13 protein-coding genes are annotated in these 14580 nt (G+C 72.4%); 2 read left to right on the top strand and 11 right to left on the bottom strand.

Going from position 1 to position 14580, the window contains the following annotated elements; all coding sequences use genetic code 11:
* Positions 1 to 22: 22 nt before the first annotated feature.
* Positions 23 to 601, top strand: coding sequence for a TetR/AcrR family transcriptional regulator (locus tag ACGF5C_RS05205; protein ID WP_393296833.1), 579 nt, complete (start codon positions 23 to 25; stop codon positions 599 to 601).
* Between the two features lie 47 nt (positions 602 to 648).
* On the opposite strand, the gene ACGF5C_RS05210 is transcribed toward ACGF5C_RS05205, so the two are convergent.
* The 6 genes from ACGF5C_RS05210 to ACGF5C_RS05235 form a co-directional block, all read right to left on the bottom strand.
* The gene (locus tag ACGF5C_RS05210; RefSeq protein ID WP_393296835.1) at positions 649 to 1503 is read right to left on the bottom strand and encodes an SMP-30/gluconolactonase/LRE family protein; all 855 of its coding nucleotides are present in this window, start codon (positions 1501 to 1503) and stop codon (positions 649 to 651) included.
* A 78-nt stretch (positions 1504 to 1581) separates the two neighbouring features.
* A complete protein-coding gene (locus ACGF5C_RS05215) occupies positions 1582 to 2520 on the bottom strand; it encodes a GNAT family N-acetyltransferase (protein WP_393296837.1) in 939 nt (312 codons plus the stop codon).
* Entirely contained in the window at positions 2517 to 3356 is an 840-nt protein-coding gene (locus tag ACGF5C_RS05220) for a fumarylacetoacetate hydrolase family protein (RefSeq protein ID WP_393296839.1), read from the bottom strand. Before ACGF5C_RS05220 ends, ACGF5C_RS05215 begins: the two co-directional genes overlap by 4 nt.
* Positions 3357 to 3431: 75 nt before the next feature.
* Positions 3432 to 4526: a hydroxyacid dehydrogenase gene (locus ACGF5C_RS05225; RefSeq protein WP_393296841.1), complete on the bottom strand. Its 1095-nt coding sequence runs from the start codon at positions 4524 to 4526 to the stop codon at positions 3432 to 3434.
* Positions 4510 to 5517 carry a dihydrodipicolinate synthase family protein gene (locus tag ACGF5C_RS05230; protein WP_393296843.1) on the bottom strand — a complete coding sequence of 336 codons (1008 nt, stop codon included), beginning with the start codon at positions 5515 to 5517 and terminating at the stop codon, positions 4510 to 4512. Before ACGF5C_RS05230 ends, ACGF5C_RS05225 begins: the two co-directional genes overlap by 17 nt.
* 2 nt (positions 5518 to 5519) lie before the next feature.
* Positions 5520 to 6554 carry an NAD-dependent epimerase/dehydratase family protein gene (locus ACGF5C_RS05235; RefSeq protein ID WP_393296845.1) on the bottom strand — a complete coding sequence of 345 codons (1035 nt, stop codon included), beginning with the start codon at positions 6552 to 6554 and terminating at the stop codon, positions 5520 to 5522.
* Positions 6555 to 6706: 152 nt separating this feature from the next.
* On the opposite strand from ACGF5C_RS05235, the gene ACGF5C_RS05240 reads away from it, so the two are divergent.
* On the top strand, positions 6707 to 7990 hold the full coding sequence (locus tag ACGF5C_RS05240) for an RNA-guided endonuclease InsQ/TnpB family protein (RefSeq protein ID WP_393296847.1): 1284 nt from the start codon (positions 6707 to 6709) through the stop codon (positions 7988 to 7990).
* Here the strand turns inward: ACGF5C_RS05240 and ACGF5C_RS05245 are convergent.
* The 5 genes from ACGF5C_RS05245 to ACGF5C_RS05265 all read right to left on the bottom strand — a co-directional run bounded on the left by ACGF5C_RS05245 (position 7930) and on the right by ACGF5C_RS05265 (position 14565).
* Entirely contained in the window at positions 7930 to 8832 is a 903-nt protein-coding gene (locus ACGF5C_RS05245; protein ID WP_393296849.1) for a carbohydrate ABC transporter permease, read from the bottom strand. The two genes, ACGF5C_RS05240 and ACGF5C_RS05245, sit on opposite strands and share 61 nt — an antisense overlap.
* The gene (locus ACGF5C_RS05250) at positions 8829 to 9731 is read right to left on the bottom strand and encodes a sugar ABC transporter permease (RefSeq protein ID WP_357692896.1); all 903 of its coding nucleotides are present in this window, start codon (positions 9729 to 9731) and stop codon (positions 8829 to 8831) included. The genes ACGF5C_RS05245 and ACGF5C_RS05250 overlap by 4 nt, the downstream gene beginning before the upstream one ends.
* 96 nt (positions 9732 to 9827) lie before the next feature.
* A complete protein-coding gene (locus ACGF5C_RS05255) occupies positions 9828 to 11063 on the bottom strand; it encodes an ABC transporter substrate-binding protein (RefSeq protein ID WP_393296851.1) in 1236 nt (411 codons plus the stop codon).
* A 23-nt stretch (positions 11064 to 11086) separates the two neighbouring features.
* Positions 11087 to 12349 carry a Gfo/Idh/MocA family protein gene (locus ACGF5C_RS05260; protein ID WP_393296853.1) on the bottom strand — a complete coding sequence of 421 codons (1263 nt, stop codon included), beginning with the start codon at positions 12347 to 12349 and terminating at the stop codon, positions 11087 to 11089.
* A 38-nt stretch (positions 12350 to 12387) separates the two neighbouring features.
* Complete coding sequence (locus ACGF5C_RS05265) at positions 12388 to 14565, bottom strand: hypothetical protein (protein WP_393296855.1); 2178 nt, start codon at positions 14563 to 14565, stop codon at positions 12388 to 12390.
* Between the last annotated feature and the right edge of the window lie 15 nt (positions 14566 to 14580).

The following is a 14580-nucleotide window of genomic DNA, read 5'->3' on the forward strand; positions in this document are numbered from 1 at the left end:
GTAGATCGGCTAGGCTGTCGGCATGGGCAATCGGGAGGACCTGCTCGCGGGCGCGAAGCGCTGCCTGATGGAGAAGGGGTATGCGGCCGTCACCGCACGGGACATCGCCGCCGCCTCGGGCACCAGCCTGGCCGCCATCGGCTACCACTTCCGTACGACGAGGGCGCTGCTCGACCAGGCGCTCGTCGAGGCGATGGCGGAGTGGGGCGAGGAGTTGCGGCGCGCCCTCGCGGTCGACGCCGGGCCGGACGCCACGCCGGAGCAACGGTTCGAGGTGGCCTGGAACGAGATCATCGAGTCCTTCGCCCGGCTGCGGCCGCTCTGGGCCATCCAGTTCGAGCTGATCGCCCAGATGGACCGCACCCCGGAACTACGCGAGGCGTTCGCCACTGCCAACCACGAGGCCCGGCTGGGGCTGGCCGAGATCTTCCACCGCCTCGACCCGGCTGCCGACGAGGCGGAAGCGCTGAGGCTCGGTTCCTTCCATCAGGCGCTGCTCGGCGGTGTGGCGGCTCAGTGGCTGGTCGACCCGGACAGCGCACCGTCCGCCCAGGACCTGATCCGGGCGCTCCGCACGATCGCGGGGCAGTTCACCACCTGAGTGGCGCAGCCAAGGTGTTGCCGGGCTGACGAGGTCCGGCGCCGCTGTCAGCCCGCGAAGGTGTACTCGGGGAACCCCGGCACACCGGGGCGGATCCGGAACAGCGCCCCGGCCGGGGAACGGTCGTCGGCCGGCAGGCCCTGGCAGGAGGTGGTGATGTAGAGGTCACCGTGGTCGGGGCCGCCGAACGCGCATGCGGTGGGGCGCCGAACCGGCAGCGCCACGACGGCGGTGAGGCGGCCGTCCGGGGCGTACCGGTGGACGACGCCCCCGTCCCACAGAGCGACCCAGACGCCGCCCTCGACGTCGAGGCAGAGTCCGTCCGGCGTGCCCGCGTCGGGCGGCACCGCGACCACCGGCCGTCGGTCGTGCAGTTCGCCGGTGGCCAGGTCGAAGGCGAAGGCGTCCATCCGGTGGGTGGCCGAGTCGACATACCAGGCGGTCCCGCCGTCCCGGGTCCAGGCCAGGCCGTTGGAGACGGTGAGCCCGGTGAGCACCGTCTCGACGGCACCGCTCGGGCTGAGCCGGTGCAGCGCGGCCCGACCCGGCGCGGCGTCGTACGCCATCGAGCCGCAGTAGAAGCGCCCGAGCGGGTCGCATCCGCCGTCGTTCATCCGGACCGACGGGTCCGACCAGAGCTCGGGCAGCAACTCCACCGAGTCGTCCCCGAGCAGCGCGAAGCCCCGCTCGACGGCGGCGACGAGGCCACCGCCGGATCGCGGGCGCAGGGCCGCGACCACCGGGGCGACGTGCCGGCGGCTGACCGCCCCGGTGGCCGGGTCCAGCGCCAGGATGTCCCCGACCAGCATGTCGACCCAGCGCAGCCGCTGGTCGTCGGGGCACCACACCGGCCCTTCGCCGTGTCCCGCGACCGCCGGCGTGACCTGTTCCGCGACGACCATCGAACCTCCCTGGTGTGCCCTACGTGGCGTGGGCTGCCCCATATCACCGTCGCCGGCGGGGTGCAGCTCGTCCGGTGTTCACAGGTAGTCGGCGGGCCAGTGGAAGGCCCCGGGCGCGCCGGTGATCGCGGCCAGGTGGTCGGGTGCCGCGTGGATCGGCCGGACCATGCCGGTGGTGTCGGCCTCGGTTGCCGAGTCGGTCAGGAGACACGGTAGTGCCGCCCGGATCGCCGGGTCGGCCGGCAGCCGGGCCGTACAGTGTCGTACGTCGCGTCGGGCGGCGGTGCGGGCGACGGCGCTGAACAGGGCGCGCAGGGCGTCCGGCCGGTCGGGGCGGGCAGCGGCCTCGACCACTCGGACGCGCCCGGGAGACCACTGCGCGGCCAGGTAACCCGCCGTCCGGCCGTGGTGCCGGGCCACCAGCATCTCGGTGGGTGGGGCGTACCAGACCGGCACCCGGAGCCGCCAGTCGTCGGCGTCCCGCACGGTGCTCAGCGGCCGGTGGGCGTTGAACGACTCGTGCACCGGGGCGAGTTCCGCCCAGTCCACCGGGGATTGCGCCCGCACGGTCCAGCCCGGCGGCAGGGGGGCGCCCGCCGCCGGTCGACCGCTCGGATGGCGCAGGGTGAACGTGCGGTAGCCGCTGCTCAGGTAGACGCCCGGTGTGCCGGTGAACAGCAGCGACCAGGCGCAGCCGTCCGCCGCCATCGCCGCGACGGCCAGGTCGAGCAGGCGGCGGATGTGACCCCGACCGCGTGCCTGGACCCGGGTGGCGACGTTGGCGACCCCGCCGACCAGGTCGATGCTGCCGGTGGCGTTGCGTACCCGGCGGGGCAGGTAGTAGACGGCGGCGACGACCGCTCCGGCCTCCACCGCGACGAACGTGCGTCGGAAGCGGTCGCGGTCGTGGGCGTAGAGACGGGTCACGTGCGCGTCCGTGAACGCCTCGGCCCACGTGGCGTAGAGCGACGGTACGTCCGTCGGCGTGGCCGGACGGTACTCGACGGGGGCGGTCACGCGGGCGCGAGCACGTTGCGCTGCCGGCCGAGCCCGTCGATCTCCGTCTCCATCACGTCGCCGGCCGCCAGGTAGGGGAACCGGCCGGACAGCGCCACCCCCTGCGGGGTGCCGGTGTTGAGGACGTCGCCCGGTTCCAGCACGGTGAACTGGGACAGGTGCCAGATCAGGTACGCCACGTCGAAGATCATGTCGACGGTGCGGGAGTCCTGCCGAGGCTCGCCGTTGACCCACGAACGTAGCCGCAGCGCCTGCGGGTCGCCCACCTCGTCCGGCGTGACCAGCCACGGGCCGAGCGGGTTGAAGGTCTCGCACGACTTGCCCTTGGACCACTGGCCGCCGGGGTCCGCGAACTGGTAGTCCCGTTCGGACACGTCGTTGGTGACCGCGTACCCCGCCACGTGGGCCAGCGCCTCAGCCGGGGAGTCCAGGTAGCGGACGCGTCTCCCGATCACCACGGCCAGTTCCACCTCCCAGTCGGTCCTCGTCGAGCCACGCGGAACCAGCACCTGGTCGTACGGACCCACCACGGTGTTCGGCGACTTGTGGAACAGGATCGGCCGCTCGGGCGGGGCGACTCCGGACTCGGCGGCGTGCGCGCTGTAGTTCTGCCCGATGCAGAGCACCGCCCCGGGCCGGGCGATCGGGGCGCCGATCCGCTCCCCGGTCACGTCGAGCAGCGGCAGCGGCCCAGCCGCTCGGACGCGCTCGACGGGGTCCGCGGCGAGGAACGCCGCGTCGATGTCGGCGGTGATCCCGCTCAGGTCGAAGTGGTTGGTGCCGTCGAACAGCACCGGCCGCTCGGCGCCGACCGGGCCGACTCGCATGAACTTCATGGTTTCCTCTCTGCCGAAAGCGGGGCCGCGGGCGGGCCCGGGTCCAGCGCGTACGGGTCGGGTGGGGACGGCGGGTCAGCCCGTGCGGGACAGCATCTCGGGCGTCACCGCGTGGGCGAGGGGTCGACCGGTCACATGCCGGATGATCTCGTCGACGACGATCTCGCCCTGCCGGCGGCGACCCTGCACGGTCCCGGCGGCCTGGTGCGGGGTGAGCAGCACGTTGGGCAGCGCCCGCAGCGGGTGGCCGGTGGGCAGCGGCTCCTCGTCGAAGACGTCCAGCGCGGCGTCGATCCGGCCGCAGGCCAGCTCCGCGACGAGCGCCGCCTCGTCGACCAGCCAGGACCGGGCGGTGTTGACCAGCCCGGCGCCGTCGGGCAGCAGCGCCAGCTCGCGGGCACCGAGCAGGTGCCGGGTCTCCGGCAGGGTCGGCGCGTGCAGCGCGACGATCCGGCTACCGGCGAGCAACTCGTCCAGGCCGACCAGCCGGACGCCGAGCGTGGTGGCGTCCGTCGCGGTCAGGGTCGGGTCGTACACGCTGACCTGCGCCCCCAGGGCCCGGACCAGCTCCAGGTACGCCCGACCGGTGCGGGACGCGCCGACGACGCCGACCGGGCAGCCGAGGATCTCGTGCCTGGGTGGCGCCTGTTCCGCCCGGCTCCAGCTCGTGCCGCCGCGCAGCGCGTGGTCGAAGCGGGGCGTCTGGTGCAGCAGGGCCAGGGTGAACGCGAGCGCGACCTCGGCCACCGACCGGGCCATGCCCTGCCCCGCCTGGGTGACCGTGATGCCGCGGGCGAACACCTCGGGGGTCACGAACGGCTTGACCGACGCGCCGGTGTGCGCGATCAGCCGGAGCACGGGGGCGCGGTCCAGCAGGGGCGCGTCGAGCCGGGGAACGCTCCAGGAGGTCACCAGCACCTCGGCCCGGGCCAGCAGCGGCGCCAGGTCGGTGCGGGTGAGTGCCGCGTGGTCGTCGACCAGCGTGGCGTCGGTGACGGTGGTCAGCCGGTCGGCGACCCGGTCGGGGAAGAACTGGGCCCGCAGGGTGGCCGGTACGGACACCACGGTGACCGGACGGTGCCGGCCGGGGAGCGTGGTCACAGGCCGGCTGTCCGGCGCCTCGGGCCTGCCGGCCGCGCCGGCCCCGGGCGGCTCACCGGAGCCAGTCATCGCGATGCTCCGCGACGAAGTCGTCGTCCGTCAGCCACGGGTACGCGGTGGCGACCCGGGTCAGCTCCTCGGCCTGGCCGGGCGACAGCCCCTCGGCCGGGTCGAGGCACCACACCCCGTCGAGCAGCCCCTGCCGGCGCAGCACCTCGTGCACGCCGGCGATGCAGCCGTCGAAGTCGTTCGCCGCGTCGAACACCGCCGCGTTCGCGTCCGTGAGCGCCGCCGCGCGGGCGGTCAGCTCCGCCAGTGCCGCCGCGTCGCCCGAGCGGGCCGCCCGCACCCGGTCGAACATCGCCACCGCCGCGCGGGTCCACACCGCCCACTGGCCGAGCAGCCCGCCGACGAACCGGCGGCCGGCGAACTCGCCGAGCAGGTCGCCGAGGATGTGGTCGTCGTTGCCGGTGTACAGGGCCACCTCCGCGGCCCGGTCGGCGGCGGCGATCCCGCGCACCGCCTCCAGGGTGCGGTACCTGTCGAACGGGGCCAGCTTCACCGCGACCACCGACGGCAGGTCGGCGAACGCCCGCCAGAACGCCGGGGACAGGCGCGGGCCGCCGATGGCCGGCTGGAGGTAGAAGCCGATCACCGGCAGCACGTCGCCGACCGCGCGCGCCCGCTGGAGCAGGTACGCCTCGTTGGCACCCGGCACGACGGGGGACAGCAGCACGGCGTGGTAGCCCAGCCCGGCCGCCAGTTCGGCCTCGGCGACGGCCTGGACGGTGGGGCCGCACGCCCCGGCGACCTTCACCACCGGCCGGCCGGCCTCGGCGTCGACGGTCTCGGCGGCCAGGGCGAGCACCGGCCGCAGCAGTCCGGCCTCCCGGACGGCGAACTGCGTGGTGTGCACGCCGACGGCGAGTCCGCCCGCCCCGGCGGCCAGGTAGTAGCGGGTCAGCGCCCGCTGCCGCCGCTCGTCGAGGCGACGGTCGGCGGTCAGCGCCAGCGGGTGCGCCGGGATGACGGTGCCTTCGCGCAGCAGTTCCAGGGACACGGTCAGAACCTCCCGTCGCGGACGGCGAACTTGGTGGGCTTGCCGGAGGTGGGCAGCCCGGCGGCCAGCCAGTCGGCCTGCCAGTCGACCAGGGTGCCCAGCGGGACGTCCGGGTAGCCGAACAGCGCGTGGCAACGGCCGGCGTCGTTGAGCAGCGCCGTGGGCGCCTCGGTGCCGGCGTACGTCACCGGCCTGCCCAGCCGCGCGCCGAACCGGGCGGCGATCCGGCGCACCGGCGCGGTCTCCGGGCCGGTCAGGTTCAGGGTGCACACGTCGGCGCAGGCGTGCCGCAGCGCCCGCAGGGCGACCTCGTTGGCGTACCCCTGCCACACCACGTTGACGTGGCCGGTGGTGACGTCGACCGGGTCGCCGGCCAGCACCGCCTGCCCGATGTCGGCGAGCACCCCGTAGCGCAGGTCGACGGCGTAGTTGAGCCGGAGCACCGCGACCGGGGTGCCCCGCGTCGCGGCGGCGTGCGCGAAGACCTGCTCGCGCCCGAGGCAGCTCATCGCGTAGTCGCCGAGCGGGCCGGTCGGGTCGGTCTCCAGGCAGCCGCCGGAGGCCACCGGCACCATCGGGTAGACGTTGCCGGTGGAGAACGCGGCGATCCGGGCGGCCGGGTAGCGGCGGGCCACCGCGGCGGGCAGCACCGCGTTGACCATCCAGGCCAGGTAGGGGGCGGTGGCGGTGCCGAACTTCGCGCCCACCATGAAGATCACGTCGCGGGCGTCGGGCAGGCCGCCCAGGTCGCCGTCGCCCAGCAGGTCGAACGCCACCGGCTCCACCCCGTCGGCGGCCAGCGCGTCGGCCGCCGCCCGGTCCGACCAGCGCGACACCGCGTACACCCGGTCGCCGGTGCGGCCGGCGGCGTCGAGCCCCCGGCGGGCCAGCCGGCACAGCGACGGGCCCATCTTGCCCCCGGCGCCGAGCACCACCAGGTCGCCGGAGTCGCCGGCCAGGTCGGCGACGAGCGCCGCCGACGGCCGGGTCAGTCGGTCCTCCAACTCGGACTCGCTCTTGAATGCTGGTTTCCTCATCGGATTCCTTCCGTGGATACCCCCGCCCTCAGGCGAGAGGAAACGAAACCTCTGCGGAGCGGGTAGGAAAGTCGATCCACCGTCAAGGTGGGTCGGCGTCTACCCGCATGGCACCGCAGGGCTCACGAAACAAATGTGCGAATATATGAGCCGTGTCCAGGAGCGTGAAGCGGGCTTTCAAGTACCGCTTCTATCCGACCGGGGCGCAAGCCGCTGAGCTTGAGCGCACGTTCGGCTGTGTGCGGAAGGTCTACAACCTGGCGCTGGCCGCGCGTACCGAGGCGTGGACGTTGCGGCAGGAACGAGTCAATTACAACGCCACCTCGGCGATGCTGACCGCCTGGAAGAAGACCGAGGAACTGGCCTACCTCAACGAGGTTTCCTCGGTACCGTTGCAGCAGGCGCTGCGCCACTTGCAGGTGGCATTCACGAACTTCTTCGCCAAGCGGGCCGGTTACCCCACCTTCAAGAGCAAGAAGAAATCTCGTCGGTCGGCGGAGTACACCACCAGCGCGTTCCGCTACCGAGACGGGAAGCTCACCCTGGCGAAGATGACCGAACCGCTGGACATCGTGTGGTCGCGCCCCCTGCCCGAGGGTGCGACGCCGTCCACGGTGACCGTCTCGCAGGACGCGGCTGGCCGGTGGTCCGTGTCGCTGCTCTGCGACGACGTGATCCCAGACGCCCCGGCCGCGAACGCCGCCGTCGGGGTAGACGCCGGACTCGACAGCCTGCTCACTCTCTCCACCGGAGAGAAGATCGTCAACCCCCGGCACGAACGCGCCGACCGGGCCCGACTCGCCCGCGCGCAGCGGAACCTGTCCCGTAAGGAGAAGGGCTCGGTGAACCGGGCCAAAGCCCGGCTCAGGGTGGCCCGGGCGCACGCCCGTATCGCCGACCGGCGGCGGGACCATCTGCACAAGCTGTCCACTCGACTCGCTCGTGAGAACCAAACGATCGTGATTGAGGATTTGACCGTGCGGAACATGGTCAAGAATCACACGTTGGCCCGCGCCATCTCGGACGCGGCGTGGCGACAGTTCCGCACCATGCTGGAGTACAAGGCCGACTGGTACGGCCGTGAGCTGATCACGGTTGACCGCTGGTTCCCGTCCTCCAAGCTGTGCTCGGCCTGCGGGGCGCTGGCCGAGACGATGCCGCTGGACGTGCGGACGTGGGCGTGCCAGTGCGGCGCGGCCCACGACCGTGACATCAACGCGGCGCGCAACATTTTGGCCGCCGGGCTGGCGGTGTCTGCCTGTGGAGCTGGTGTAAGACCTCAACGGGAGTCCTCCCGAACGGGGCAGCCGGCGGTGAAGCAGGAAACCTCTGGGGCGACCCAGGGAATCCCCTCCCCTTCAGGGAGGGAAGGATGTCAACCCTTGATTCCGGACATGGTGACGCCCTCGGTGAAGTACCGCTGGCCGACGAGGTAGGCGGCGAAGATCGGCACGAACGCGACGACCGAGCCGGCGAGCATGACGTTGAGCGGCACGTTCTCCTGCTGGAGGGAGGCGATGCCGACGGTGAGCGTGCGCATGTCCCCGCTCTGCCCGATGATCAGCGGCCAGAGCAGGTCGTTCCAGTGCCACAGGAAGACGAACACGCCGAGGGTGGCCAGGATCGGCTTGCACAGCGGCAGCACGATCTGCACGAACATCCGCCACTCCGACGCGCCGTCGATGCGCGCCGCCTCGAAGAGTTCGTCGGGCAGGCCCTGGATGAACTGCCGCATCAGGAAGACCGCCTGCGCGTTCGCGAGCGTCGGCAGGATCAGCCCCCAGTAGGTGTCGACCCCGCCGACCTTCGCGATCAGGATGAAGGTCGGGATGAGGGTGACGTGGTAGGGCACCATCACCATCGCCAGGAACGACCAGAACATCGTCTCCCGGCCGGGGAAGCGCTTCTTCGCGAACGCGTACCCGGCCATCGCGGCGAGCAGGAGCACCGCGACGACGCTGACCACCGAGTAGATCGTGGTGTTCAGCAGCCACCGCAGGATGCTCCGCGAGTCGAGCACGGTGGCGTACGCGTCGAGGTCGATCGGCCAGGGCAGCAGGCTGCCGGGGAACTCGACGGCAGCGGTCGGCTTCAGGCTCAACACGACCATCGCGTAGAACGGGAACAGGGTGACCACGCTGGCGACGGCGAGCAGCACGTACCGCAGCGCGGTGCCGGCCGGACCCGGCTGCAACGCCCGGTACGACCGACGCCGCCGCTTCGCCGGCGGGGGTGGCGTGGTGGGCGCGGGCGTGGGGGCGGTGCTCGTGGCGGTCACTTGTTCCTCCCGAGGGCCAGCCGCTGGACCAGGGCGACGACCAGGGTCATCACGAACAGGGCCACCCCGATCGCGCTGGCGTAGCCGAGGTCGAAGTACTTGAAGCCCTGGTCGTACAGGGCCATGACGAGGGTGTAGCTGGCGCGGGCCGGGCCGCCGCCGGTCATCGCGTACACGAGGTCGAAGACCTGGAAGGAGGCGGTGGTCTCGATCACCAGCAGGAAGAACAGGACCGGCTTGAGCTGGGGCAGCACGATCCAGCGGAACCGCTGCCACGGGCCGGCGCCGTCGGTGAGCGCCGCCTCCTCCTGCTCGCGGGGCAGGTCCTGGAGCCGGGCCAGCACGATCAGCATGCCGTACCCGAAGTGTGACCACACGCCGACCAGCGCCAGCGCCGGCACCACCAGCGCGCTGGAGGCCAGCCACGAGTCGTCGGGCAGGCCGAGCCAGCCCATGATCCGCGACCACGGGCCGTCGGAGGAGAACACCCAGGAGAAGACGGTGGCGACGAGGACCAGGCTGGTGACCACCGGCAGGAAGAACACCGACCGGAAGAAGCCGACGCCGCGGAAGCCGCGCCGGACCAGCAGCGCCAGCCCGACCGACACGGCCACGGTCAGCGGCACGTACAGCAGGGTGTAGACGACGGTGACCCGCAGCGACTGCCAGAACACCGGGTCGTCGACCAGGTGGCGGGCGTTGTCCAGCCCGGTCCACTCGGCGTCGCCGCCGATCGTGTACTCCATGAAGCCGAGCACCAGCCCGGCGATGGCCGGGCCGAAGCGGAACGCCAGGAACAGCAGGAACGCGGGGAGGACGAAGAGCAGACCCCATCGTGCCTCGCGCCGGGCGATCACCCGCCGGGCCCTGCGGGCCGGCAGCTGAGCAGGTACGGCCATCTCGCCATCCTCTTCGCGGGTACGGACCGGCCGCGGTGGCCGGTCGGGTGGTGCCCGGCCCGCCGCCGCGACGCGGCGACGGCGGGCCGGTGTGGGTCAGAGCAGCGCGTCGGCGGCCTTGGCCGCGTCGGCGAGGGCCTGCTCGGGGGTCTTCTTGCCGATCAGCGCGGCCTGGATCTCGGGGCTGAGCACGCCCATCACCTCGCGGCTCTTCTCGTTCAGCGAGCCGACGGTCATGCTCGGCAGGGTCTTCTCCAACTCGCCGTTGACCGGGTCCTGCGTGTAGAGCGAGCCGGCGGACTTCTTCGTGGAGAAGTAGCCGCCCGCCGTGTCGTACGCGGTGGCCACGGACGGTTGGGTGGCGAAGGTGATCCACTCGCCGGCGGCCTTCTTGGCCTTGCTGCCCTTGAGCATCGACAGGCTGCCCACCGCGCCGTAGCCGACGCTCTTGACGTCGGTCAGCGGCGGGAAGATCTTGATGTTCTCCTTGCCCCAGAACGTCTCGACGTCGGCCGGGACGTGCTGCCAGGTGCAGGCCACCTTGTTCTTGGCGACGTTGGTCTGCTCGAAGGCGGGGATGTTGGTGAGCAGGTCCTTCTCCACGTAGCCGCCGTCGACGAGCTGCTTGAGGAAGGTCAGCGCCTTGACGCCCTCGGGGCCGTCGAACGCCACCGACTTGCCGTCGGCGCCGAACACGTCCCCGCCGGCCTGCCACAGCAGGGGGTAGAAGGACTGGTTCAGGGTGGCGTTCGGGTCGGCGTAGTAGTTGGTCACGTCGAAGCCCTTGGCCTTGAACGTCGGCGCGATGGCGAGCAGGTCCGCCCAGGTCTTCGGGTACTCGGTGACGCCGGCGGCGGCGAACACCTTCGCGTTGCACATCAGCGGGTTGGCGCTGGTCAGGATGGGCGCGCCGAGCATCTTGCCGTCCTGGGTGACGGCCTCGCGGAGGTTGTCCAGGTAGTCGGCCTTCGCGTCGGCCGGCAGGTACTCGTCGACCGGCTCGATCATCTTGCCGAACTTCCCGAGCTGGTCGGGGATCAGGTAGACCACGTCGGGGCCCTTGCCGCCGGCGATCGCGGCGGTCAGCGACTCCTCCCGCTTGGCCCACGGGAAGATCTCGACCTTCACGTCGACGTTCGGGTGGTCGGCCTCGAACGCGGCGACCTGCTTGTCCCAGAAGCCCCGGTGGGTGGCCTCGTCGGGGATCACCGGGTAGATCCACATGGTGACGTTCTGCTTGTCGCCGCCGGCGTCGGACCCGCCGCCGCACGCGGTGAGCAGCCCGGCCGCCAGCGCGGCGACCGCGACCGGCGCGAACCTGCGAACTCGCATCTGTCCGTTCCTCTCTGAGTGGTTCACTGCGCGGGCACGGTGACGACCGTGCCGGTGTGCCGGGCCGCCTCGGCGGCGAAGACCGCGAGGTGGCTGGCGAGGGTCTCGTCCAGTCCGGACCGGATGTGCCGGCCGTCGCCGGTGGCGACGGCGCGGACGAAGGCGTCCATCAGCCCGGTGTCGCCGCCGCCGTGGTCGTCGGCGGCGGTGGACCCGCCGACCGTGCCGGCGTCGAGGACCTCGATCCGGTCGGTGCGGAAGTCGTGCACCCGGACCCGCTCGCCGTCGCCGGAGAGCGAGCCGTGGGTGCCGAACAGTTGGGTCTGGCGGTGGGTCTGTTCGGTGAAGGCGGCCATGGTGAAGGTGGCGGTGACCCCGCCGGTCAGCTCCATCGCCACGACCTGGTGGTCGACGACGTCGTTGTCGCCGGCGTAGACGCAGCGTCCGTACGGGCCGTGGCGCAGCGCCTCGACCAGCGCGGCCTCGTCGGTGCCGTCGGTGACCACGCTGACCGGCCAGATCGGCCCGTGCTCGCGCAGCACCGGCAGGTACAGCTTCGGCGCCGAGTACGGGCAGCCTGGCTCGACCGGGCAGTCCAGGCACCGCTGCGCGGCGCCGGCCGGGGCCTGGTCGGGCCGGAAGTGGCGCAGCCCGCCGAAGCTGGCGACGCGTTCGATGCGCCGCCCGGTGACGTAGCCGAGCCAGTCCAGGTCGTGGCTGGACTTGGCCAGCAGCATCGGGGTGGCCAGGTCCTCCCGCCGCCACGGGCCGCGCACGTAGGAGTGGGCGTAGTGCCACCAGCCGACCGGTTCGAGGTGCTGGACGCTGACGATCTCGCCCAGCACCCCGCTGTCGACCACCCGCTTCACCAGGTCCGTGTAGGGGGTGTAGCGCAGCACGTGGCAGACGGCGAACAGCACGCCGGTGGCGCGGACCGCGTCGACGATCTCCCGGCACTGGTCCGCCGTCGGCGCGAGCGGCTTCTCCACCAGCAGGTGCCGGCCCGCCTTGGCGAACGCGACGGCCGGCTCCACGTGCATCCGGTCCTGGGTGGCCACGACGACCGCGTCGGCCGGCGCGTCCGCCGCCAGCAGGTCCCGCCAGTCGGCGTACGCCGCCGCGTCGGGGTGGGCGGCGGTGATCAGCCCCCGCTGGTGGGGGCGCGGGTCGGCGACCGCGACGAGCCGCGCGCGTGCGGGGTTGGCGGCCACCCACCGGGCGTACGTCTGTCCCCGGTTCCCGGCGCCCACCAGCGCCACCCGCACCGGCCGGTCCTGCTGTTCCACCTGTTCCTCGCTTTCTCTCTCGCTCGCCGTCGCCGCGCTCAGACCGTCAGGTTTCCGGCGTCGCGCACCCGGGGCGAGGCGGCCGGCAGCTCCCGGGCCACGCCCTCCTCGACGCACCCGGTGTGGTGCAGGTATGACCCCTCGCCGAAGCCGGCGTCGGCCAGCCGCAGCTTCCCGCCGGTGAACTGCGCCCCGACGGCGGAGTACCGGTTGGTGCCGGCGTCGACGCTGACGTGGGCGGTGCCGGCGTCGACGGCGCTGCTGCGGTAGCCGCCCAGTTCCCACCGCACGACGCCGGTGGCCGCGCCGCGGGACAGCAGCGCCTTCGCCGCGTTCGTCCCGCTGAACACCGCCCCGGAGCCGACACTGATCCGCTGGTCGGCGGCGCCGGCGAGGCGGATGCCGGTGTCGGTGAACGTGCCGCCGGACACGCGCAGGTCGGCGGACTTCACGGTGACCGGCGCGGCGTCGGGGGCGCCGACGAACGTCACGTCGGTCAGGTGCAGCCGCCCGGTGCCACTGAAGGTGTGGCCGTTGACCCCCCGGAGCGTGGTGCGGACCAGGTGCACCGGGGTGGTGACGCTGGCCTGCACCACGTCGGTGCCGGCGGTGGCGAGGGTGAAGGAGCAGCCCTCGATGACGTTCGGCCGCTGCGACCGGGTGGACTGCTGGGAGATGATCAGCGTGTCGTCGGCGGAGCAGCCGCGCAGTTGCACGCCGTCGGCGTTGACCCACATCATCCCGGAACCGGCCAGTCCGGCCTTGCGGATGACCTGCACGTCCTCCAGGGTCAGGTCGGTGACCTTCACCCGGGCCACGAACCAGGAGCAGACGTGTTTGCGCACGGTGATCCGCTTGGCCGCCGAGCCCCAGGCCGCTCCCGAGTTGGCGAAGGTCATCAGCCCGGAGTTGCCGGTGTAGACGAGGTCGTGCTCGTACTGGCCGTGGGTGACGAACGGGCCCTGGTCGTCGCCGTCGCCGTGACAGTTGGTGACGTAGCAGTACGCCGAGGCGGTCCAGTCGTTGAGGTGCCGGGCGTTGGAGGTGCGGCAGTCCTCGACGTGCCCGTACAGGCAGTAGATCTGCTGGGTCAGGTAGCCCGCGCCGCCCCAGGTGACCGAGGTGGGGTTCTTCAGGGTGCACCGGGTGGTGTGGAAGTACGTGCACCAGCGGCGCATGATCACCGGCCAGAACGTGCCGGTGGCGTCGACGTCGGCGACGTCGCAGTGCACGGCGTACTCGTAGGCGATCGGGTGGGAGCCGGTGTACTGGTCGCCGCCGTTGCCGGTGAACAGCAGGTTGCGTACGTGCACCCGGCTGACCGGCTCGACCCGGGTCCAGGTGAGGGTGCGCCCGGGGGCCAGCTCCCAGCCGTTCTTGTAGTTGACCCGGATGTGGGTGCCGTCGACGATCTGGGTGACCTGGACGAGCTTCTGCAGCTCCTTCTCCCAGCGGCCGGCGAGCTGGTTGACCTCGACGGCGTACCACTGGCCGACGGCGAACGCGCCGGAGTCGGCGACCTGGAAGGAGTCCCAGCCCTCCCGGACAGTCTCGGTCAGGGTGTGGGTGCGCACCTCGTCGGTGACCTTGCCACGGAAGAACAGCACGGCGGCGAACGGGTCGTCGCGGCCGGCGTCCTCGATCCCGTCGGTGGACATGGTGTGCCCGCCGAAGTCGAGCACGAGGTCGCTGCGGGTGAACCGGTGTCGCTTGACGAAGTGCAGGTCGGAGTGGGCCTCGATGCGGTGCACCGACGGGTCGTTCGCCATGGCGTCCAGCGCGGCGTCGGCGGGGGTCTTCGCGTCGAAGATGCCGAAGTGCCGGAACTCGACGACGCCGTCGTGCAGGTGGAGCCAGCGGCCGGGCCGGTCGCCCGGCGGGTCGAGCACGGTACCGCCGTTGCCGGCGGCGGTGCTGGCCGCGTTCCAGCGAACGAGGCGGGCGCCGCCGTCGCCGGCGGCGTAGTGCCCGTCGACGTGCACGACCTGCCCGTCGTGCAGGGTGTCGGGGTTCAGGCCGAGCAGGGCGGCGACGGTGCCGACGTGCAGGACCGCGTCGAGGCCGGGCGCCAGGGGGTCGGCCGTGCTGTCGGGCTCGGGGGCGGCGGACGCGGCGGTGGCGGGGGCGAGTGCGAGGGCGGCGCCGGCGATGGCGAGCCCGCCGACGCCGGTGGCGCGCAGCAGGGTGCGGCGGGAGGTCGGTTCGGAGCGGTCCATGGGGGTGTCTCCTCT

The organism is Micromonospora sp. NPDC047620 (genome assembly GCF_043205005.1).
GTDB lineage: Bacteria > Actinomycetota > Actinomycetes > Mycobacteriales > Micromonosporaceae > Micromonospora.